Annotated in this window: 20 protein-coding genes and 2 pseudogenes; 9 read left to right on the top strand and 13 right to left on the bottom strand. The window is 54.0% G+C overall.

The window, feature by feature from the left end:
- Window positions 1-351: 351 nt before the first annotated feature.
- Window positions 352-1,551 carry a Gfo/Idh/MocA family protein gene (locus AC3Y2E_RS26830; protein ID WP_379215923.1) on the bottom strand — a complete coding sequence of 400 codons (1,200 nt, stop codon included), beginning with the start codon at window positions 1,549-1,551 and terminating at the stop codon, window positions 352-354.
- A 243-nt stretch (window positions 1,552-1,794) separates the two neighbouring features.
- Between AC3Y2E_RS26830 and AC3Y2E_RS26825 the strand changes: the two genes are divergently transcribed.
- Window positions 1,795-2,697, top strand: a complete 903-nt coding sequence (locus AC3Y2E_RS26825) for a helix-turn-helix domain-containing protein (RefSeq protein WP_379215921.1) — start codon at window positions 1,795-1,797, stop codon at window positions 2,695-2,697.
- A 49-nt stretch (window positions 2,698-2,746) separates the two neighbouring features.
- On the opposite strand, the gene AC3Y2E_RS26820 is transcribed toward AC3Y2E_RS26825, so the two are convergent.
- From AC3Y2E_RS26820 to AC3Y2E_RS26810, 3 genes are all read right to left on the bottom strand, one after another.
- Window positions 2,747-2,899 carry a sporulation histidine kinase inhibitor Sda gene (locus AC3Y2E_RS26820; RefSeq protein ID WP_190932464.1) on the bottom strand — a complete coding sequence of 51 codons (153 nt, stop codon included), beginning with the start codon at window positions 2,897-2,899 and terminating at the stop codon, window positions 2,747-2,749.
- A gap of 257 nt (window positions 2,900-3,156) precedes the next feature.
- On the bottom strand, window positions 3,157-3,360 hold the full coding sequence (locus AC3Y2E_RS26815) for a hypothetical protein (RefSeq protein WP_379215918.1): 204 nt from the start codon (window positions 3,358-3,360) through the stop codon (window positions 3,157-3,159).
- Between the two features lie 33 nt (window positions 3,361-3,393).
- Window positions 3,394-3,588 carry a hypothetical protein gene (locus AC3Y2E_RS26810; protein WP_379215916.1) on the bottom strand — a complete coding sequence of 65 codons (195 nt, stop codon included), beginning with the start codon at window positions 3,586-3,588 and terminating at the stop codon, window positions 3,394-3,396.
- A gap of 134 nt (window positions 3,589-3,722) precedes the next feature.
- Here AC3Y2E_RS26810 and AC3Y2E_RS26805 point away from each other — a divergent pair, with 134 nt between their 5' ends.
- The 4 genes from AC3Y2E_RS26805 to AC3Y2E_RS26790 all read left to right on the top strand — a co-directional run bounded on the left by AC3Y2E_RS26805 (window position 3,723) and on the right by AC3Y2E_RS26790 (window position 7,602).
- Window positions 3,723-4,670, top strand: a complete 948-nt coding sequence (locus tag AC3Y2E_RS26805; RefSeq protein ID WP_379215914.1) for an alpha/beta hydrolase — start codon at window positions 3,723-3,725, stop codon at window positions 4,668-4,670.
- Between the two features lie 156 nt (window positions 4,671-4,826).
- Entirely contained in the window at window positions 4,827-6,980 is a 2,154-nt protein-coding gene (locus AC3Y2E_RS26800; RefSeq protein WP_379215989.1) for a YhgE/Pip family protein, read from the top strand.
- A 69-nt stretch (window positions 6,981-7,049) separates the two neighbouring features.
- On the top strand, window positions 7,050-7,238 hold the full coding sequence (locus AC3Y2E_RS26795; protein WP_379215987.1) for a hypothetical protein: 189 nt from the start codon (window positions 7,050-7,052) through the stop codon (window positions 7,236-7,238).
- Window positions 7,239-7,293: 55 nt separating this feature from the next.
- Window positions 7,294-7,602, top strand: coding sequence for a hypothetical protein (locus tag AC3Y2E_RS26790; protein ID WP_190932468.1), 309 nt, complete (start codon window positions 7,294-7,296; stop codon window positions 7,600-7,602).
- Between the two features lie 110 nt (window positions 7,603-7,712).
- Here the strand turns inward: AC3Y2E_RS26790 and AC3Y2E_RS26785 are convergent, their stop codons facing one another.
- The 5 genes and pseudogenes from AC3Y2E_RS26785 to erpA all read right to left on the bottom strand — a co-directional run.
- Window positions 7,713-9,620, bottom strand: a complete 1,908-nt coding sequence (locus AC3Y2E_RS26785) for an LTA synthase family protein (protein WP_379215909.1) — start codon at window positions 9,618-9,620, stop codon at window positions 7,713-7,715.
- 122 nt (window positions 9,621-9,742) lie between these two features.
- Window positions 9,743-10,198, bottom strand: coding sequence for a hypothetical protein (locus AC3Y2E_RS26780; protein WP_379215907.1), 456 nt, complete (start codon window positions 10,196-10,198; stop codon window positions 9,743-9,745).
- 212 nt (window positions 10,199-10,410) lie between these two features.
- Window positions 10,411-11,907 (bottom strand): uracil/xanthine transporter, encoded by a 1,497-nt coding sequence (locus AC3Y2E_RS26775; RefSeq protein WP_379215905.1) that lies wholly within the window; start codon window positions 11,905-11,907, stop codon window positions 10,411-10,413.
- A 128-nt stretch (window positions 11,908-12,035) separates the two neighbouring features.
- Entirely contained in the window at window positions 12,036-12,206 is a 171-nt protein-coding gene (locus tag AC3Y2E_RS26770) for a hypothetical protein (RefSeq protein WP_190932471.1), read from the bottom strand.
- A 745-nt stretch (window positions 12,207-12,951) separates the two neighbouring features.
- Window positions 12,952-13,314: pseudogene (gene erpA / locus AC3Y2E_RS26765) on the bottom strand (iron-sulfur cluster insertion protein ErpA); the annotation flags it as partial.
- Window positions 13,315-13,557: 243 nt separating this feature from the next.
- Here erpA and mqnE point away from each other — a divergent pair.
- Together mqnE and AC3Y2E_RS26755 are read left to right on the top strand one after the other, a co-directional pair.
- Window positions 13,558-14,661 carry an aminofutalosine synthase MqnE gene (gene mqnE / locus AC3Y2E_RS26760; protein ID WP_379215902.1) on the top strand — a complete coding sequence of 368 codons (1,104 nt, stop codon included), beginning with the start codon at window positions 13,558-13,560 and terminating at the stop codon, window positions 14,659-14,661.
- 114 nt (window positions 14,662-14,775) lie between these two features.
- Window positions 14,776-15,840, top strand: coding sequence for an NAD(P)/FAD-dependent oxidoreductase (locus tag AC3Y2E_RS26755; RefSeq protein WP_379215900.1), 1,065 nt, complete (start codon window positions 14,776-14,778; stop codon window positions 15,838-15,840).
- A 57-nt stretch (window positions 15,841-15,897) separates the two neighbouring features.
- Here the strand turns inward: AC3Y2E_RS26755 and AC3Y2E_RS26750 are convergent, their stop codons facing one another.
- On the bottom strand, window positions 15,898-16,152 hold the full coding sequence (locus AC3Y2E_RS26750; protein WP_190932530.1) for a YuzB family protein: 255 nt from the start codon (window positions 16,150-16,152) through the stop codon (window positions 15,898-15,900).
- Between the two features lie 117 nt (window positions 16,153-16,269).
- Between AC3Y2E_RS26750 and AC3Y2E_RS26745 the strand changes: the two are divergent.
- Window positions 16,270-16,479: pseudogene (locus tag AC3Y2E_RS26745) on the top strand (NifU family protein); the annotation flags it as partial.
- A gap of 182 nt (window positions 16,480-16,661) precedes the next feature.
- Window positions 16,662-17,132, top strand: a complete 471-nt coding sequence (locus AC3Y2E_RS26740) for a nucleoside deaminase (RefSeq protein ID WP_379215898.1) — start codon at window positions 16,662-16,664, stop codon at window positions 17,130-17,132.
- Window positions 17,133-17,292: 160 nt separating this feature from the next.
- Here AC3Y2E_RS26740 and AC3Y2E_RS26735 read toward each other — a convergent pair whose 3' ends face one another.
- The 3 genes from AC3Y2E_RS26735 to AC3Y2E_RS26725 form a co-directional block, all read right to left on the bottom strand.
- The gene (locus tag AC3Y2E_RS26735; RefSeq protein ID WP_379215896.1) at window positions 17,293-17,808 is read right to left on the bottom strand and encodes a hypothetical protein; all 516 of its coding nucleotides are present in this window, start codon (window positions 17,806-17,808) and stop codon (window positions 17,293-17,295) included.
- Window positions 17,809-18,026: 218 nt separating this feature from the next.
- Window positions 18,027-18,668: an alanyl-tRNA editing protein gene (locus AC3Y2E_RS26730; protein ID WP_379215894.1), complete on the bottom strand. Its 642-nt coding sequence runs from the start codon at window positions 18,666-18,668 to the stop codon at window positions 18,027-18,029.
- A 40-nt stretch (window positions 18,669-18,708) separates the two neighbouring features.
- The gene (locus AC3Y2E_RS26725) at window positions 18,709-19,266 is read right to left on the bottom strand and encodes a helix-turn-helix domain-containing protein (protein WP_379215892.1); all 558 of its coding nucleotides are present in this window, start codon (window positions 19,264-19,266) and stop codon (window positions 18,709-18,711) included.
- Window positions 19,267-19,490: the final 224 nt, after the last annotated feature.

Raw genomic sequence — 19,490 nt, 5'->3', positions numbered from 1 at the left:
AGGAGAAGCCCGCTTTTTCCAGCACTTTGAGCGATTGCCGGTTGAACGGCTTTACAATCGCCGAAATGTCGTGAAGTGATGTATGATTCGCAGCGATTCCGTTACGATCCCGCTTCGACTATCATCGCACATCCCCCCTGCCCCTCATTGTACCCGATGCTCCCCCTGCCTGGCCCGGAATAAACGGTATTACCTATTTTCCCCGCTACTGTTTCGAGAAAAAAGGACCTCGGCCTCCATTATGCATCGGAAGCCAGGTCCAATTGGTTCGAAACGGGGATGTCCCCCTGTCAGGCGGCGAATCTTTCGGGACAGCTCCTTCGCTGTCTCACACGATGTCTCCCGCTTCGTCTACCGGACGGCACCGGCTTTTCGCAGCGCCTGGTTGTAGGGTATGACGACCGGCATGCCGCTCTCGGCCGATTCGGCCGCCGCGATGGCGATCGCCGCGCTGTCCCGCGCGCCCCATATGCCGGGCATCGCCGGGTCTCCTTTTTTCACCAGATCGACGAACGTCTCCACGATGGCGCTGTCGCCACCGCCATGGCCGCCGGAACGGCGCTCGGGGTAATACGTCTGGACCTCCTTCGAATGGCGCTTCATCACCGTTATTTTAAAATCCTGCTCATTGTTGTAGAACCCGGTAATCTTGCCCTTGGTCCCGGTGAACATGAACTCCCTCGTATATTCGGGAGTAAAGTGACATTCCATATACGAGATTCTGGCCCCGTTGTCGTAATCGATCAGCACCAGTCCGTTGTCATGCGTATCGATCTCCTCCGCGTATACGCACAGGTCGTCCTTCAGCTTCACCCCGCCGTAATCCATCTCCAGCCCTTTGCGATTATCGACGTAATAAGCGCACGTAGCCGTCTCGTCACAGCTCCGGCACCGTTTGTCGCTCGCTGCGCCGCCCCCGAACACGTCCAGCCCGCTGGAACAGTACACTTTCACAGGCGAGGCGTCGATCAGCCAGTTGGTCAGATCGAGGGAGTGCGTCCCTTTTTCGAGGATAAGGCTTTTCACATAGTCCTTGCGCCTTCTCGGACCGTGATAATAATAGGTCCCGCCGACCGATACGTTGTCGACGACGGTTCCAATCTTAATCTCGCCGATTTCCCCCGATGAGATGATCCGCTTCATATCTTCCATCAGCGAGCAGTACCGAAGCTCCAGACCGACCATAAAGACGCGTCCCGAGGCATATCCGGCCTCCGCCATCCGGTCGCAATCTTCGATCGACTGCGCCATCGGCTTCTCGAGATAGACGTGCTTGCCCGCCCGAAGCGCGGCGAGCGTATGCTCGGCATGGACGTGGTCGTTGCTGCAGATGATGACGGCATCCAGACCCGGCAGTTGCAAAAACCGCTCCAGCAAAGTCGTCGCCGGAATGTCGCCCAGCTTCTCCCGGGCGAAGCCGAGACTGTCCTCGCTAATATCGCATAACCCGACGATCTCGCAGTCCGGATGGTTGCCGAAATAGCTGCCTCCGAAATAAACGCCGCGTTTCCCCGTTCCCAGAATACCTACCCCGATTTTATCGCTTTTCATTATATCCGCCGCTGTGATGCGGCTTCCCTCCCTTGCCTTGTACAGGTCTGCCTACGGCCGGCGCCGCGTTTCCCCTATCGGAGCTCCTGCCTGCGCCCGCGCTATTATCGTACTAAGGATCGGCCCGGACGTTCTATATAAGCTGATGCTGTTTATTGATGCTATCGTGCTTTGTTGCCGCTTCGTCAGCCACTCATGGTATACTGGTATAGTAATCGATAACTGTTCGGACGAAGGGAAGGAATGATCCGGATGATTTCCATGGAGCTGAAGCACGATCCTTCTGTCGGGAAGCGATTTCCGTTTAAAATGAGCAACGTACGGACTCCCAAAGGCCGCTATCTCGTCTCGCCCCATTGGCACGAGCATCTCGAATTTATCCGGATTGTACGTGGACGGGTTCTGGTTACGCTGGACAATCAATCGTTTTACGCCAACGCCAGTGACATTATTTATGTCAACAGCAGGCAGATCCATTCGGTTCAAATAACCGGGGAAGGCGAGAAGCCCTGGATTCAGGGGATGATTTTCGACCGGATGTTCGTGACGAACCTGCTGGAAGGTTTTGAGACGAGACAAATATACAATCTGTTCGTCCGCACGAGCCGGGAGCAAAGCTTCATCGGCCGCTCGCATCCGTTGTCGCGGGAACTTGAGGACTGTATCCGGACAGCGGACACGGAGTATTCGGAGCGGGACATCGGTTATGAGATGGCCATCAAGTCGTGCATTTACCGGATGATCACGGCTATGCTTCGCCATTACAAGCGGCAGTTGCAGCAGCCGGTCGAGGCGGATCTGAACGTGCTCCGCCCTGTGCTCGAATATATCGAGGAGAGGTTCGCCGAACGGCTCTCGGTTGCAGAGCTTAGCCGGATCGCGAACATGAGCGTTTCCCACTTCAGCCGGACGTTCAAGCAGGTGACCGGCGTCACGTTTACCGACTATTTAACGGCTACGCGGATCAACATAGCCAAGCACCTGCTCGTGACCGGTCAATGGACGATAACGGAAATCGCCGAAAAGACCGGGTTTTGCAACATCCACTACTTCGGCAAAGTGTTCAAGGAATCGACCGGCGTAAGTCCGCTGCAATTCAAAAATGAGAAAATCCGCAAAGGCAATTCCGAGGAGAACGGGCCGTAAAGCGGCTCGCTCCGTCGCCGTCCCCCGCCGGGAGAACAAACAAAAAAGCTCAGTTTGCCTGAGCTTCTTGACCATAAAAATGAATGTTTAGTTTGCGTCTTTTAATTTCTGCGAGTAACAGCGATAAGAAATCCCGGTCGAGCTTCAGTTCAGTCGCCTTCAAGTAACAGTCGATCAGCGCTTCGTTGCTTAACGTTTTCATTCACATCACCTTAACTCATTCCTTATTTGTCTATATCGTATCATGGCATATCTTGTTGAACAACCGCCCCCTTGTCCACACGTTTTTGTGGATATCTTGTGGGCACATTGTTGACAACTGTCTAAAGCTGTCTGGCGGTCGAGTCGAATAATGTGAATAAAGTTATGCACAGCTTGGCAGGGCCGTCCCCCTATAAAAACATTTTATAGAATTATTTAGTAGATAGATTTACGTGATAGATTTGTACGTCCTTCGCCTTACGACCGGGCCGTTTTCGGACGGTTGCAGCCCAAAACAAAAGCCCCCAACTCCGCTGAAGTCAGCAGGTTGAAGGCTTTTGGCGCGAATTCTTTCATTCCTATTCTGCAAGTCCGGTTGACGCCCAAGGCACGTTGCTTCTCATACTCGGTAACGATGCTTTCAGAAGCAGAACACGAAGCACTTTCCGCCGCCTCCATCATCCGTCCGCCGGTTCCCGGAGCCGGTTACGGTCGTCACGTATCCGACCGGTCCGGATCGGCAACTTCCCAGACGATGCTCAGCTTGCGGTCAGCCCAGGTACGCACTACCGCTTCCGCGGCCGCCTCCACCTCTTCCTGGGTCAGTTCCTCGAGCCTGATATCCTCGATCTCGACTTCATCTTCTTTTACCAGCTCGCCGCTTACCGACAAATGGATCTTGATTTTCACCCTGGTTCCCCCTCTGCAGAGCATCCGCCTGCCGCTGTCATTTGCATCATTATACCTTTTTCATCCAAAAAAAGACACATTCGGGTTTTCCGATCCGCCTACTTTCCGGTACAATAGAAAGCGGAGGGGGATGAATGATGGATACAGACGCGCTCGAACCGTTTCTCGCAGAACAGCGGAGCAGCCGCAACAAGCTTTACTCGCTGCTCGGCAGGCTGCCGGCCCGGGGCCGCCCGATCAGCTCAGAGACCGTCCACACCGAAGACCGGGGATCGTACAAGCTGGAGAAGCTCAGACTGGACCTGAATGGAATCGAACCGGTTCCCGCCTACCTGCTGCTTCCGAAGCAGCCGCGGCACGGGCGGGAGAAATCGCCGCTTATTGTGTACCACCATTCGCACGGCGGATTTTACCAGGCCGGCAAGGAGGAGCTGCTCGCTCCCGCGCCTTACATGCAGCAGCCCGGCTATGGGGAAGCGCTGACGGAACGGGGATACGCCGTGCTCGCGATCGACTCCTGGGTATTCGGGGAACGCAGCGGACGTTCCGAATCGTCGGTGTTCAAGGAAATGCTCTGGCAAGGCCGCTCGATGCTCGGCATGATGCTGTACGATGCCATCCGCGCCGTCGATTATGCGGTGACCCGTCCGGACATCGACGCTTCCCGGATCGGGACGTGCGGCATGTCGATGGGCAGTACGATGGCTTGGTGGCTCGGCGCGCTCGACACCCGTATCAAGGCGGTAGCCGACATTTGCTGCCTGACCGACTTTCACGCACTGTTGGAAGACCGCGGTCTGGACCGGCACGGCTTATTTTATTACGTGCCCGACCTGCTTACCCATTTTACCGCTTCGCAAATTAACGGACTCATCGCGCCCAGACATCATCTCAGTCTGGCAGGCAATCTCGATCAGCTTACTCCGGCCGCCGGACTCGACCGGATCGACAAGGAGATGCGGACCGTATACGGCTCGATCGGCTCCGCGGATGCCTGGAAGCTGCTCCGTTACGACGTCGGCCACCAGGAGACGCCGGAGATGCGGCAGGAAGTGCTCGACTTTTTTGATCGGGTCTTATGAGCCCCGGAATCATCAGCTATCCAAACAGCTGCGTTTTCGCCACAAGCGGATCGCGGCTTTTTCTTTGTGACGGCGCTTAACGTCCGCAGATCCGGTATGTCTTCCGCCGGTAACACCCATACTATAGCGGAACATATTGGAAGGGCGTGAGTGGACATGCTGCCTATTCTCCGAATTTATACGGCCGATCTTAGCCGCATCGCCCGCAATTGGGCGGCAGCCGTCATCGTGCTCGGACTCGTCTGTCTTCCTTCGCTGTACGCGTGGTTCAACATCGAGGCGTCATGGGACCCGTATGGACAAACGGGGGGACTCGTCGTAGCGGTCACCAATCTCGATCAGGGAGCGGCCATCAGCGGCAAGCCGGTCCGCATCGGCGACGAGATCGTCGAATCGCTAAAGAATAACCCGGCCATCGGGTGGGTGTTCGTTAACGAGGGCAAAGCCATGCGTGGGGTGCAGCACGGGGATTATTATGCCAGCATCGTCATCCCGGACGATTTCTCCGCGAAGATCGGCACGATCGTAACAGACAATCCGCAGAAGGCCGAGCTTGTCTATTACGTCAACGAGAAGGTTAATGCCGTTTCTCCGAAAATAACGGGCAAAGGGGCAAGCGGCATTATCCAGCAGGTCAACCACCAGTTTATTAAAACGGCGAACGGGACGATCTTCCGGATCATGAACGAAATCGGGATCGAGCTGGAGAGCAGCAGGCCGACGATCGAGACGGTCCGCGACACGTTGTTCAAGCTGGAGGCAATGATTCCGGAGATCGAGAAAGCGGCGGCCGCGATGACCCGGGACGTCCGCAAGGCGGAAGAGATCGCCGCCGGCGTGCAAAGCCGCCTCCCCGTCATCGCACAGCTGGCGCAGGACGGCGTGCTGCTCGCAGACCGGCTGAGCGCCGTGCTGGAGCGGGGCTCGGAAGCGATTCAGGCGGCCGGTCCGGATGTAGGCAACGATCTGCAGCTGCTCAAGACGACGGCCGACTCGGCCAAGCTGCTCGTGCAGTCGTTCTGGGACGGTACGGCATCCGCCGCCCTTCCCGAGCTCGGGCTTGAGCGTCTGTCCCGCCGGCTGTCGGCGGCTGCCGATACGACCGAGGTGCTGCTGTCGCTGTTCAACCGGCTGAACGGCTTCCTCACCGGCAATCCGCTGAGCGGCGCCGCCGACAAGCTCGGCCAAGCGCAGGAGGCGTTCCGGCGAATGCAGCGCACCACCGACTCGCTGCGCGATGCAATCGCCTCTGGCGCCAAATCGTACGACGCGCTGCTCAGCGAGCTGGAGCAAGGGGCCGGCCAGACGTCCGAAGCGCTGGACTCGCTGCTGGGCCGTTACGAGACGGAGCTGATGCCGCAGATCGTCCAAGGACTGATTCGGACGAGGGAATTGGCCCAAACGGCGCTGGACGTGTTGAAGCAAGCGAATGCGGCTTTGCCCGAAGTGTCCCGGCTCGTCAGCGACGCCGCAAGCGTACTGGCCGCCAGCGGCAATGCGCTCCAGACGGTCAGCGACAGCCTCCCGGCAGCCGCCGCCAAAATTCACGGGTTGGCGGACCGGATACGGGCGCTGGAGCGGGAAGGGAATCTGAACGATCTGATCGGTCTGCTCCGGAAGGATGCGGACAAAACAAGCGAGTTTTTCGCCGAGCCTGCCGTGCTGCATGAAAACCGGCTGTTCCCGATTCCGAACTACGGCTCGGCGATGTCCCCGTTTTTCACCACCTTGTCGCTGTGGGTCGGAGCTCTGCTGCTCGTGTCGCTGCTGTCGGTCGAGGCGGGGAACGAATCCGGCGTGCCGCAGGAAGGCTATGTCGTTTATTTCGGACGGTTCCTTACATTCTGGACGCTGGCGGTGATGCAGTCGCTGCTCGTCACGATCGGAGACTTGGTTTTCCTCGGGACGTATGCGGCGAATCCGGTATGGTTCGTCTGGTTCGGCGCCGTGATTAGCTCGGTATTCATGCTGATCGTCTACACGCTCGTCTCGGTGTTCGACAATGTCGGCAAGGCGATGGCGATCGTCCTGCTCGTCCTGCAGTTGGCCGGCTCCGGCGGTACGTTTCCCGTACAGGTGACACCGGCCTTTTTCCAGGCGATCCATCCGTTTCTTCCGTTCACCTATGCAATCAGCCTGATGCGGGAAGCGGTCGGCGGCTTGCTGTGGGACATCGCGACCCGGGATCTGTGCCTGCTCGGCGTTTATGCGGCCTTGTTCCTGATCATCGGAATTACGCTGAAGGACTGGATTAACCGCGTGAGCGCAGGGGTTGTCCGCAAAGCGAAAGAAAGCCGTCTGATCCACTAGGACACCTGTGCCAGGCAGGAAATTTGCCTCCCGGCGGAGAACAATCAAGGCAGGAGGTGTTTCCGAGTGATGGTCGAGAAATATCCGCTCTTGGAGGAGCCGGGGAAATCGATGTTTGTATTTGCCGCCGGAGGCAAATTTTACGGTCATATCATCAAGGACCGTACCGATAAAGGTCCTGCCAAGTTTTTGTTCGAGACGGCCCGTTACGGCAGCCTGGAGGAGCTCAAAGCAGAGTATCCGCCGGCGGAAGGCTGACTGCCTTTCCGCTTGAATACCGCATTTTTACGGAACAGGTAAGGGTGAATCCGGCATGGCATTCGGAATTACGAGGGAGCAGCTTAACGAGTGGAAGGAAACCGTATTGAGGGGCGAGATCGCGTATCTGACCCATTATTGGCTCGATCCGCGCTTCCCGGGCGTGCGTACGGTGACGAAGGTGGGGTGCTCCGATCTGGCGCGTTTAACCGAGTGGTGCGTCTCTTACAGCCTGAACCCCCGCTATATCCATAACCGGCCGCCGTTCCCCCACTTCGATCTGATGGGAAGCAAGCAGGTCGAGATTTTGCGGAGCGAACGGTTATGGAGCCATCTCGAACGATTTAAGCTGCTGGAGGAGTAAAGCTTCGCCTCCGCTCACTTGCGCATAAACGAATGCAGACCCTTCGGCGGAAGCTGACGCTTCCCGTCCAAAGGGTCTGTTTGTGCTTCGCCGATGATCCGGCCGAGCCGCTAATTCGCGCCTTCCCGCTTCGGCAGCAGCTTCATATACTCGTCGGACATCTGCATTAACGCCAGCGCGTAATAATAATCTTTCTTGTAGGGAGTCAGGTCGGCTACCGGCTCCAGCGTATCCAGATCGACGGCCGAACCGTCTGCGAAGCCTTCTCCCGGGATAAACAGGATATCGTCGTTGACGAACGAGCCCGTCGGCAGGAAGTAACGAATCCCGAACACGTTGCGCTCGATATTCAGCAGATCTTGTCCGAAATGAACGTACCCCCGCTCCTGGAGCGGAATGCCGAGCAGGTTCGCCACCGTCGGCATCATATCGAGCTGCCCCCCGGCTTGTCCGATCGACTCTCCTTCGGTCTGTCCGGGCACGCGGACGATAAACGGAACGTTAAACCGGGTGACATACGGGTGGTACGGGATGCCGAGTTGGCTCGACACTTCGTCCGGATCGTTGTACTGCGGCTTGAGACCCGAATGATCGCCGTACAGGACGAGAATCGTACTGTCCCACAGTCCCGCTTCCTTCAATCCGTCGATCAGCGTTCCGAGCGCATAGTCCGCATAATGGACCGACTGCAAATAAGCGCCGACCTGCGTATCCTGATAGGTTTCCAACGATAGCGGCAGTTGGTTTCTGTCCTCCGGCACGACAAACGGATGATGATTGGAGGCGGTTATAAACTGGGCGTAAAACGGAACGCCGCGTTCGTTCAGCTCGGCCAGCTCCCGGATTCCGGTGCGGAACAGCTCCTCGTCGGACGCCCCGAACGCATTAAACGAATCGCCGGTAAAAAACGGCTTGTCGAAGTAACGATCGAATCCGAGCGCCGGATACAGCTTGTCGCGGTCCCAGAAACGGACGTCGTTGACGTGGAACGTCAAGGACTGATACCCTTCCTGCTTCAGAAGCTTCGGGAAGCTCGGCAGCTCGCGGTTGCCGAAGCCGGTCGACATCGGAATCGTGCCGGCCGGATACAGCGACGTATTGAATATAAACTCGGCGTCGGACGTATTTCCTTGACCGATTTGCTGATAGACGTTTGTAAAATGATAGCTTTCCCGGACGAGCTCGTTCAGTACGGGGGTCAGCGGCCGGCCGCCGATTTCGTAGCCGATTGTGAAGTTTTGCATCGATTCCATCTGAACGACGATTATGTTTTTGCCTTTTTGCGAACCGAACAGCTTCGGCTGTCCGCCTTCGGCAGCATCGGCCCCGCGATACGGGAATTTCGATTGCACCGCCTCGATTACGCCGGCCGCCTGTCCGATATCGGCAAATTGGGTCGTCCGGCTGTTCTCCCAGCTGTCCCAGGCAAAGGCGCTCTGGTAGTTGAAAAATCCGAGCTGCTCCGCCCGGATCATCTCGTTGCGGACTTTCCCTTCGGCACGGATCGACAGCGCCGATATCGCTACCGCGACGACGACAACCGCCGTCATCGAAGCTTTTCGAAGCGATAACCCGCTCCATACGTCGAGCCGGCGGCGTCTGAGGATCAGCCAGGCGATCGCCGCAAGCAGCATGTCCGCAAAAAAGATGAAGTTTTCCGGGTGCATCGACTTCTTGACGCTGCTCGATACCTGCATAACCTGCTTCAAGCCGTATAACGAAGTATAAGTCACGATTGATCCGAAATGGGTGTAATACAGCGTCGCCGACAACAGGATCACCGATACGACGATATTGAGCGACCAGAAGGCGGCTTTTTTCCCGCGAAGCGGCATGAATAGCTCTACCAGTCCGGCCAGCACGACAACCGAGGCCATATCCAGCGCGGCGCCGCTCCAGTCGATTTTCTCATATATAAACAACCGTAGTGCAATCAGCTTCATCCAAAGCAGCAGCGACATGCGGAAAAACGTACTTCTCCACCATACCGGCGCCGCTCCGCCGATCTTCATCTCCATCCCCCCGCTCCAGTACCTGAAAAGCATCCCTATCATTATAGCGGTCCAATATTAATTTTACGTTAATAGATAGGAGGAAGTTACACAGAAGACGGGCCGGGAGGAAGCGGCAAGAAGGGAGCTCAGCGGTCTCTGTACCCGGGGTGCGAGTAGTCGGGATGCCTCAGCTTGGCGAGCAGGCCCGTCCGCTCGATATGGTCCCGGGTTCTCGGCGTGCCCAGCTCATACAAATAAGAATAAACCCGGAGCAGTTGCTCGTTGTAGTCCTTCGTCGCTTCGTCCCGGTCGGCCGACTTGTAAGGAATCGGCGTCCGGACGAACGTGCTGAAGTCGTCGGCCCGCTGCGTCTCCAGCAGCTGGCTCAGCCGCCCGGCCTCCTGCTCCGTCGCCTCGATCGTGAACTCGTATTCGGAATGTATAGGCTCTGTGCCCGGGCCGATTCGCACGACGCTTAAGTTCGAGACGGAGACGAGGTACGTGTCTTTCTCCGGTCCCGCGGTCCGCTCCACATGCTCCGTATCCGGAGCATCGTTCCTATTCGTCAGGCGGCTGCGGTTCGTTTGGCTTGTCCAATTCATGCGCACCAGCTCCTCTTCGGCGTAATTAGTTATGAATACCCGGCCGGCCGCTCCGTTAAACACCAAAAAAACGCGCTATTGTCCGAGGACAAGGTACGAGATCAGAGCTTAAACGCTTGCTGCGTCCGGTCCCGGCACCGGCGATTCACTCGGCCGTTCCAAGGCACACAGTCAGCTCTGACTTTGTACTAGCGCGTTTCCCATATTCCATCCTACCGTTTATCGGTCACCTTCGGCCGGATCGGGGAGCCGTCCCCGCTGCTGCCGTCACGGCCGCTTCTGATGAAAACATTTTCCGCTATAACCGCCACCAGCACACCCATCAACAGTCCGTTACCAACCATCGGCCGGATAAAAGGCGGCAAGTTCAAAAAAGCTTCCGCAGGAATGTTCATTAAAGATACGCCGAGAATAACAGGCCCGGCCAGACGCAGCACCATCCCGTTCGTAAGCGGCAGTCCCGCCGCCACCCGCAGCGCGGAACCGAACAACGGCCAGTAAGCGACGAACAGGACGGCTTGCGCCACACTGAGCGGCATCGCCGACAGATGGGTGCCGAGCGGCGGCACGAGTCCGATGACGATAAACATCGCCGATCCCGCAAGGAACGGCGCCCGTTTCAGCAGTCCGGTCGTCTGCAAAAAGCCCAGCGTCGAGGTGAACGGCGCGTACGGGACCAAGCCAAACGCTCCGCCCAGAACGGTAAAACCTCCTGTCAGCATAAACGAGCGGCGGAATTGACCCGAAGCCGCCTTCTGCGCGTACAGCTCGTCGGCCCCCCGGATCGCAGCCAAATTGTTAGAGGCGTTCAGCAGCCCCGTCAGCAACGCCGTCAAGAATATCCCCCACGACAGATGCGGCGTCCCCCACGGAAACAAGGACAACAGCGAGGAAGCCGCTTCGCCCGTCCCAGCGGAACTGCCGCCGCCCCCCGCCTCCGTCACCGGCGAGGCCAGCCACAGCGAATAACCGATCCAGCCAGCCGCTATGCCGATCAGTACCGCATAATTGCGGATCGGCCCTTTCCCCGCCTGCACTACGATCACGAGCACGGCTACGAGCAGCGACAAGAGCATCACTTGCACCGATACCGGATGACCGGGCGTGTAATCCAGCATGCCCTTGAAGAACAGCAGCGTCAGCTGCAATGCGAGCAGAAATAAATAAACGCACGTGACGACCGGCCCGAACAGACGGGCCAGAATATGGCTGAACCCGGTAGCACCGATCAGAAACGTCACAACCCCGGAAGTGAGGATGCCGAGCGACAACGCTCCGCCTACCTCGGGAAGAGACATGCCGAGCGATGGGGCGGAAGCCGCCATGCCGAGCAGCATCCCCCACCACATCCCCGAATGGCCTTCCAGCAAAGGATAGCGGTGACCGAACAAAGCCTGCAGGGCGCTTGCCGCCCCGGTCAAGATGAACGCGCGCTGCAGCGCGGCGGCCACCTCCGCATCGGACAGCTCGAAGGCAACGCCAATAGATAAAGGAACGACTACCGTATTGGCAAACATAAAGAAGAGCCACTGAAGCCCGCCCAGCAGCGTTTGAACAGAAGTGGAGCGATTCATGATGATTTCCTTTCCCTGGCGCTGACTCGTTGCCGCCGTCCCGCCTGCGCGGTGCCGAGCGCTCCCCGTCTTCTTGCCGGTAGTCCGCTTGACCGGAGTCGTCGCCTCTGGTTCCGGCACAGGCAATTGAGACAATTCCCGAATTCGATCCCGTTATATGTAAATGTACAACTATTGTTGATTGATTCGATGATTGAATTAGGGACAAGTCCCATCCTAGCATCCCTTTTGCTTTCGGGTCAACACCCTGTGTCCGCAATTTCCTATTGCTCCCGGCCGGCCAGCCGGGTTTCCTTCGTTATGACCGTTTCCTCTTTTCTTTGTTGCCTTCGATCGCGGTGATAATGCTTTTTGCAAAATCCTTTGGAGTAATGCCGTTCCCCACATCCCTCCAACTGACATGTCCGGATGATCGGCGATCTGCGTCTGCCCATTATGTACCCTCCTGAAAGCCGGCTGTTCCTCATGATCGCTTCAGAGCGTATAAGGTTTTGCTGCCCTATTGTAGATTAACCAACAGTGTAGGACAGGTTCCTATACAAAATCTGAACAAATAGACCTAGCGCGCATGATATTTTCGGAGGATTGACTTCTATTTTCTTTCGTGATATGATTAATAAATTGTGTGTGTTATCGCATTGCTATACCTCCAAACTACTCCACGCCATTACAAATTCCATAACCCTTAGAGTTTGATTCGATGTAGGTACCTGATTCACACTGGCACGATCAAGGAATCGTAAGGATGGAAGAGAGGTAGGGCTTCCATTGTTTTAGGTCATTCCGATTTGTTCGAGAATGGCGTCATTGGTTTGCAGGAACGTAGCCATATTTTGTCGAAAAATACGCAGTAACCCTCTAATTGTCGTATCGATCGCTAACACACATCCATACAACGCCCCGGCTTTTGGCCGGCGGCGTTTTTTGAACGTTAAAGAATGTTTAAGTTTACTAAAGCGTTAAAGCGGTAAAATAAAACATTATTTACCAAGAAAAGCCTCCGCTTACGCAGGGTCATTCATCGTGGAAAAGGCTTCGTTTAAAAGCTTTTCTTATTTGGAGTCATCGGATAAAGCTGAGGGTCTTCCTGCAAAAAAGAAAAAGCCTTCCGGTTAAAGCGTACGCAGACGTACACCAACCGGAAGGCCGTTTATTAAAAACTGGACTGTAAAAGGGCGGTCAGCACTGCTCCGGATTCGGCCTGCCTTCCTCTTCCTTCGTGCGGAAGCTGCTGCCGCAGCCGCAGGTCGCGATTGCGTTCGGATTGTGGATCGTGAACCCGCCCCCCATCGCCGACTCTTTGAAGTCGATCTCAAGGCCGCGCAAATATTTGGTGCTGTCGCCGTCTACGACGACCTTCAGACCGTTAATATCGAGCACCTGATCGGTTCCTTGCTGATCGTCGTCAAATCCCATTCCGTATGAAAAACCGCTGCAGCCTCCTTCCTTAACGCCTACGCGCAAGAACAGGTTCGGCGTTTCCTCGGCGGCCAGCATTTCTTTAATTTTATCGCAAGCTTGCTCCGTAATCGTAATCATGTTCGTTCCCTCCTTCGTTTCCTTCGCACTTTCAGTATACTCCTATTCGGTTGCCTCCTCAAGAGGCCGCGCCCCGCCGGTTCCCGCCGCAGCAGGATAAACCTGCTGTTGCCCGAGCCACCCGGTAGGTTTATAATTAGATAGGTTAAGGGTACGATTCGGGTTGAATCACTTGGCAAGGAAGGAGCCACTACTTTTAGAATTTGAATACGTAATGGCTTCTTAGATCAAAGGAGGAGCACCTATATGAGCATCATCGTAACGAACCCCGACAAGCGTATGGCTGAGATTGCCGACAAGGTCGAGAACGGCGAGCGGCTTACGCTGGAAGACGGAGTTTTTTTGTATGAATCCGACGATTTGCTGACGATCGGACAACTGGCCAATCAAGTAAACCTTCGCAAAAACGGCCGCAAAGTTTATTTTATTGAGAACATGAGCCTGTACTTTACAAACGTATGCGAAGACCGGTGCGCTTTTTGCCATTTCCGCCGCGACGAAGGACAAGAAGGAGCTTATACGCTAAACCCCAAGCAGATTCTGGACTATGTCGGCAAGCATTACCACCCCTTGATGCGCGAGTTCCACATTACCGGGGGGCATAATCCGCACGTCCCATTCGACTACTACGTCAATTCGATCCGCGTTCTGAAAGAAAATTATCCGAACGTAACGATCAAGGCGTATACCGGAGCGGAGATCGACTTTTTCTCCCGGATCAGCGGACTTTCCTACAAAGAAGTGCTGGTCAAGCTGTCCGAAGCCGGACTGGGCACGCTGCCCGGCGGCGGCGCGGAGATTTTGACCGACCGGTACCGCAGCAAAATGAACGTGGAGAAGGCGACGTCGGACCAATGGCTCGACGTGCACCGGACCGCTCACAAGCTCGGCATCCGCACACATGCGACGATGCTGTACGGCTCGATCGAGACGAAGGAAGAACGGATTCGCCACATGCTCCAGCTTCGCGGCCTGCAGGACGAAACGAACGGATTCATGGTATTCATCCCCAATTCCGTCCAACCGGCCAATACGACGATGGGCATCAAGCGCCGCACTTCCGCTTTCGACGATCTGAAGACGATCGCGATCAGCCGGCTGATGCTGGATAACGTTCAGCATGTCAAGGCTTACTTTATCAACCTGGGCACGCAGCTTGCGCAGCTCGCCTTCACCTTCGGAGCCTCCGACGCTCACGGAACGATCGTGCAGGAACGGATCAGCCATTCCGCCGGCGCTTTGTCCCCGGAAGGCCTGACGCGCGACGAGCTTGTGCATCTGATCAAAGGGGCGAACCGGATTCCAGTGGAACGCGATACGTTCTACAACGAAATTCAGGTGTTCGAGTAATTTCTAATAAGCTCCCGGCCTTCTCATAATCTTCCGTTTCGCGTGACACCCTAATACCAACAACATCAAGATTAGCATCGTTACTAAAGGATTTTGGAAAGGAACTCATCTGGAATGGGTAAATTCGTCATTTTGGGCGGCGGGTACGGCGGGCTTACGCTCGCTTTGCACCTGCTGGAGCAAGATCCCCCTCACGGCACGGAGATTGTGTTGATCGACCGTATGCCGTATCAAGGACTAAAAACCGAATATTACGCGCTCGCCGCGGGCACCGTATCGGAAGCGGAGATTCGTGTGGCGTTCCCGACCGACCCGCGGATTATTTTGAAGTACGGCGAGGTGACCGGTGTCGATCTGGACAACAAGCTCGTGATGATGGACCAGAACGATCCCGTCTCGTACGATTGGCTCGTCATCGCCCTCGGCTGTGTCGATAAGTTCCACGGCATTATCGGGGCGGATACGTACGCTCACGGCATCCAGACGTTGTCGGCATCCCGCAAAACGTATCAGGCGATCAACGATTTGAATCCGTACTCGCAGGTTTCGATCGTAGGCGGAGGGCTCAGCGGCGTAGAGATCGCTTCCGAGCTGCGCGAAAGCCGGCCCGACCTGAACATTCGCATGATCGACCGCAGCGCCAGCATCCTGTCGTCGTTTCCCGACAAGCTTCAAGCCTATGTGCGGGACTGGTTTATCGAGCATGACATCGAGATGTTATCCCGCGTATCGCTTCAACGTGTCGAGCCGGGAATGCTGTATAACGGCGAGCAGGAAATCAGTACCGATCTGACCGTATGGACGGCAGGCATTCAGCCGAGCCCGATCGTGCAAAATCTGGACCTGCCCAAAGACAATCAAGGCCGTGTGCTGCTTAACGAGTATCATCAAGTTCCCGCTTACCCCGAAGTATTCGTCGTCGGCGACTGCGCCAGCCTTCCGTTCAGCCCGAGCGCTCAAGCCGCCGAAGGACAGGGCCGCCAGGTAGCCGAGGTGATGCATGCGCTCTGGAAAGGCGAGAAGCCGGTCATGAAGCCGATCAAGCTGAAAGGCGTGCTCGGTTCGCTCGGCAAAAACGCCGGATTTGGCATGATGGGCAAAAAGACGGTCATTATGGGGAAAGTGCCGCGTGTGCTGAAAAGCGGAGTTTTGTGGATGTCCAAGCATCATTTCGGATAAAATCCGGCCCCCCGAAATTCCGCGCAGGCGAAAAACCGGTTCCCGGAGGAACCGGCTTTATTCGTCCAGCCAATCGAACTGCTTCTCCCACTGCTCGATTTTGTGCAAAATCGCCTGCAACAGCTCGTCCGCCGTCTCCGCCGGTACGATCTCTCCGTTGACAAGGGCGTAGGGCTCCATATAACACTGCCCGCAGTTGCCGAGACAGCCGTATTCGATGACGTCGATGTCCGGATTTTGTTCCAGCTCGCGCATGACGGCATCGGTGCCGTGATGCATATTGTTCGTACAAAATTCTACGATCGGTCTCATGTTCCCACCATCCGGTTCCGCACCATTTTCATTTCGTGTATAATGTACTATAATAATATGAGAAAGGAGATGAGGCAAATGAGCGAGAACGTACAACAAGAAGCTGTTTATGATGAAGTGCTCGAAGTATTGGATAAATTGCGCCCGTTTCTGCAGCGTGACGGCGGTGACGTGGAATTGGTCGACGTAGAGGACGGAATCGTAAAGCTGAAGCTGATGGGTGCTTGCGGAAGCTGCCCCAGCTCGACCATAACGCTGAAGGCCGGTATCGAAAGAGCACTGGTTGAAGAAGTGGAAGGCATTACAGAGGTCGTCCAAGTATTCTAAACCATTTCACTCCAAAAACAGGGTGGCTGCATAATAAGCAGTCACCCTTGTTAATGTTACAGAAAGCTTGAGTTCGCTAAAGTGGTAAAGCTTCAAAGCAATGCTTCAAAAAGCAAACTGTGAGTTTCTGTACCAACGAAAACAGAACAATCCAGGTACATACCGCAAGGAGGAATATCGGGATGGATCAGCATCAGCAATGGCTGGAGCAGGCGATCCGCATGGCGGAACTCAACGCTGGCAGCGGAGGAGGCCCCTTCGCCGCCCTCGTCGTTAAGAACGGCCGTATTGTCGGCAGAGGGGTCAACGGCGTTCATCTGGACCATGACCCGACTGCTCACGCCGAACTGCTCGCGATCCGCGAAGCCTGCATCCATCTGGAGACGACGGATTTATCCGACTGCACGCTGTATGCCAGCGGCGAGCCTTGCCCGATGTGTATGGGCGCCATCTATTGGGCCAGACCCGGCAACGTTTATTATGCGTGCAGCAAGCAGGAAGCGGCCGATGCGACGGCTTTCGGCGACCCGCTGGACGGCTTTTACCAAGAAATGCTCCAGCCTTCGCAAGCCCGCTCGATTACAATGCGGAAGCTGGAAAGCGGCAGCAAGCTCGCTCCCTTTTATGCATGGCGCGATATGCAAAGCGAGTAATCCCGACAGTTCCCGGAACTTTGTCCATAGAGGGAAGTAATAAACAGCCCGGGTATGTTGCGCAAAAACGCGATCCGTACATTCGAACGATAGACGTAGCCTGCTGGTCAAGGGCCGATGTTACTGTAAAGAAATATCGGGAGCAGATCACTTCTCCTGTTCAGCCTTCGCTTGCCGTACTTCTGCTCTCGTACATATCTTTCACAATATCTTCAATGCTCGTCTCCCGCATCTGGATGTCTTTGACCCGGTTGTGCGCCGTCAAAATTTGAATCACTTCCGGAACGGTAATCTGCTTTTTCTGAAATTGGATCGTTTTCAGCGGCCCTTCTTCTTTGACAACGGTCAGCCGTTCATCCTCAAGCCAAAAGCTGTCCGAGTCCAGCTCAATGCGGATAAAATGCCCGCCCGCATAGCTTTCCTTGAATGCCGATAACGAACCGTCATACAGCACTTGTCCTTGATCAATCATAATGATGCGGTTGCAAATTTGCTCAATATCGTCCATATCATGGGTCGTTAACATGAGCGTCGTCTGCTTTTCTTTGTTCACTTCTTTCACAAATTGGCGGATGCGCGATTTGGCGATAATGTCCAGCCCAATTGTCGGCTCATCCAAATATTTACGATCGTAAGAGAGCCGAAGGTAAGCCGCATAAAGTGGCTCTGGTCGCATGCGCAAATAAGCTGGTTAATGGCTACACGCAATCTTGAAAAGTAAAAAGCATTCCCGTCCAGTTTAACAAAAACATTATTGGTATAACTTTCCAAAACGAATGGGATTGGAGGGTTATTTGGTGTGCCCTTATTTAACTATACCACATGATTCATTTTTATTTTGATGGGAATCTTGACAAGCTATTAGCTGGTATAGTTCTACAAGAAATAATTTCTCTATTCACTTAAATAGATTTCGATTCTTTCTTTCCCCTTCCCAATATTATTACGCTTCAACATAATTTCTCCAACTTCACCTGTTTTCTTCAAGTGAGTTCCACCGCAGGGAACCTTTGAAAAACCCTTAACTTCCCAATATCTTCTTCTATTTCCTTCGTCACTGAAGGCACTAGTGATGTCTAAGTTTGCCTCAATGATCTCACGGGATTCTTTCTCGATCAAAGGAAATGATTTTGAAATGTTCTCGTGCCATACGAAATCTATTCGGGCTTTATCTTGAGCGATATGAGCGCCTATTTTCTCGATACCTTTCAAATGTTTATATGCTAATTCTAATACAACCTCCGCTGCAAAATGTAGTCTCATAAGTCTATAACGACGATCCCATTCTATGGTCATCGTCACTTCATCATCAACTTTTAAATCATGTTCTTTTTCTACTGTATAAATGATTTCATGACCATCTTTCTTTGCTTGATGTACGGAATACCCACCAATCAATCCTGTATCACTATCTTGACCTCCAGAGAAAGCATAAAAGATGGTTTTTTCCACTGTAATGTCATTTCCGTTTACACTGGCTATGCGAGTATCTAGTTTTGTTAAATATGGGTTTGTCCAAAATACTTTTTCAACCATATCAGCACTTCCTTATCACATCATGAATTACATACCAGTTTTACGATTCAGAATAATGCATGACAACTTGTAGGATGACATCTTCATCCGTGTCATTTATATATTTGTGTGTAATGTTTCCTGCAAATCGTATAGCGCCTCCTTTAGACAAGGTATACTCGTCATCCTTAATCATAATTTTAAATTCCCCTGTAATAACAGTAATATACTCTTCGACCCCCACATTGTGGGGTTTGGAAACATAGTTTCCTTTAGGTTTTAAGACAATCGTGAAAATTTCAATTTGAGTTTGCGGATTGAATGGAAATAATAAATAGACTAGACAATTACCGTTATCCTCCGTTATATCTGGTACTTCTTTTTGATTAACAATGGATATTGTAGATTCGTCGTCTTTAATTAGCGATGAAAAAGAGATATTAAGTCCCGTAGCAATTTTCCAAAGGGTAGTCACTGTTGGCTGTGTGTCCCCACGCTCGATTTGATGTAGCATACCTTTACTAACCCCAGTTAAATCTGCCATTTTATCTAAGCTTAATTGCCTTTGCTTTCTCACACGTTGCAAGTTGTGTCCTATCCTGATGTGAATACCATCCAAGAAATAACCTCCTTTTGTTCATTATATTATACAAACATAACAGTATAAAAAACAAGTCGATTAAAACTGTAGTTATACTAATCTGCCCTTTAGCTTAAATCGGGTAGGAGGCTACCCATTAATTGAGTAGCCGACCTCCCACACCACCGTACATACCGTTCGGTATACGGCGGTTCCTTAGATCACGCAGTTATTTGTCGATAATATTCTGAAAAGAAGAGAAA

It is taken from the genome of Paenibacillus sp. MAH-35 (genome assembly GCF_058135425.1).
Note: the sequence above shows the minus strand (reverse complement) of the source record. Positions and strands in the feature narration are given on the sequence as shown.

What these genes read in the sequence shown, in the direction of transcription:
- AC3Y2E_RS26740 (WP_379215898.1), top strand. Translation starts at nt 16,662, where the DNA reads ATGGATCAGCATCAGCAATGGCTGGAGCAGGCGATCCGCATGGCGGAA.
- AC3Y2E_RS26800 (WP_379215989.1), top strand. Translation starts at nt 4,827, where the DNA reads ATGCTGCCTATTCTCCGAATTTATACGGCCGATCTTAGCCGCATCGCC.
- AC3Y2E_RS26790 (WP_190932468.1), top strand. Translation starts at nt 7,294, where the DNA reads ATGGCATTCGGAATTACGAGGGAGCAGCTTAACGAGTGGAAGGAAACC.
- AC3Y2E_RS26755 (WP_379215900.1), top strand. Translation starts at nt 14,776, where the DNA reads ATGGGTAAATTCGTCATTTTGGGCGGCGGGTACGGCGGGCTTACGCTC.
- AC3Y2E_RS26815 (WP_379215918.1), bottom strand. Translation starts at nt 3,360, where the DNA reads ATGATGGAGGCGGCGGAAAGTGCTTCGTGTTCTGCTTCTGAAAGCATC.
- AC3Y2E_RS26730 (WP_379215894.1), bottom strand. Translation starts at nt 18,668, where the DNA reads ATGGTTGAAAAAGTATTTTGGACAAACCCATATTTAACAAAACTAGAT.
- AC3Y2E_RS26805 (WP_379215914.1), top strand. Translation starts at nt 3,723, where the DNA reads ATGATGGATACAGACGCGCTCGAACCGTTTCTCGCAGAACAGCGGAGC.
- AC3Y2E_RS26735 (WP_379215896.1), bottom strand. Translation starts at nt 17,808, where the DNA reads ATGCGACCAGAGCCACTTTATGCGGCTTACCTTCGGCTCTCTTACGAT.
- AC3Y2E_RS26795 (WP_379215987.1), top strand. Translation starts at nt 7,050, where the DNA reads ATGGTCGAGAAATATCCGCTCTTGGAGGAGCCGGGGAAATCGATGTTT.
- AC3Y2E_RS26830 (WP_379215923.1), bottom strand. Translation starts at nt 1,551, where the DNA reads ATGAAAAGCGATAAAATCGGGGTAGGTATTCTGGGAACGGGGAAACGC.
- AC3Y2E_RS26820 (WP_190932464.1), bottom strand. Translation starts at nt 2,899, where the DNA reads ATGAAAACGTTAAGCAACGAAGCGCTGATCGACTGTTACTTGAAGGCG.
- mqnE (WP_379215902.1), top strand. Translation starts at nt 13,558, where the DNA reads ATGAGCATCATCGTAACGAACCCCGACAAGCGTATGGCTGAGATTGCC.
- AC3Y2E_RS26825 (WP_379215921.1), top strand. Translation starts at nt 1,795, where the DNA reads ATGATCCGGATGATTTCCATGGAGCTGAAGCACGATCCTTCTGTCGGG.
- AC3Y2E_RS26750 (WP_190932530.1), bottom strand. Translation starts at nt 16,152, where the DNA reads ATGAGACCGATCGTAGAATTTTGTACGAACAATATGCATCACGGCACC.
- AC3Y2E_RS26785 (WP_379215909.1), bottom strand. Translation starts at nt 9,620, where the DNA reads ATGGAGATGAAGATCGGCGGAGCGGCGCCGGTATGGTGGAGAAGTACG.
- AC3Y2E_RS26770 (WP_190932471.1), bottom strand. Translation starts at nt 12,206, where the DNA reads ATGGGCAGACGCAGATCGCCGATCATCCGGACATGTCAGTTGGAGGGA.
- AC3Y2E_RS26780 (WP_379215907.1), bottom strand. Translation starts at nt 10,198, where the DNA reads ATGAATTGGACAAGCCAAACGAACCGCAGCCGCCTGACGAATAGGAAC.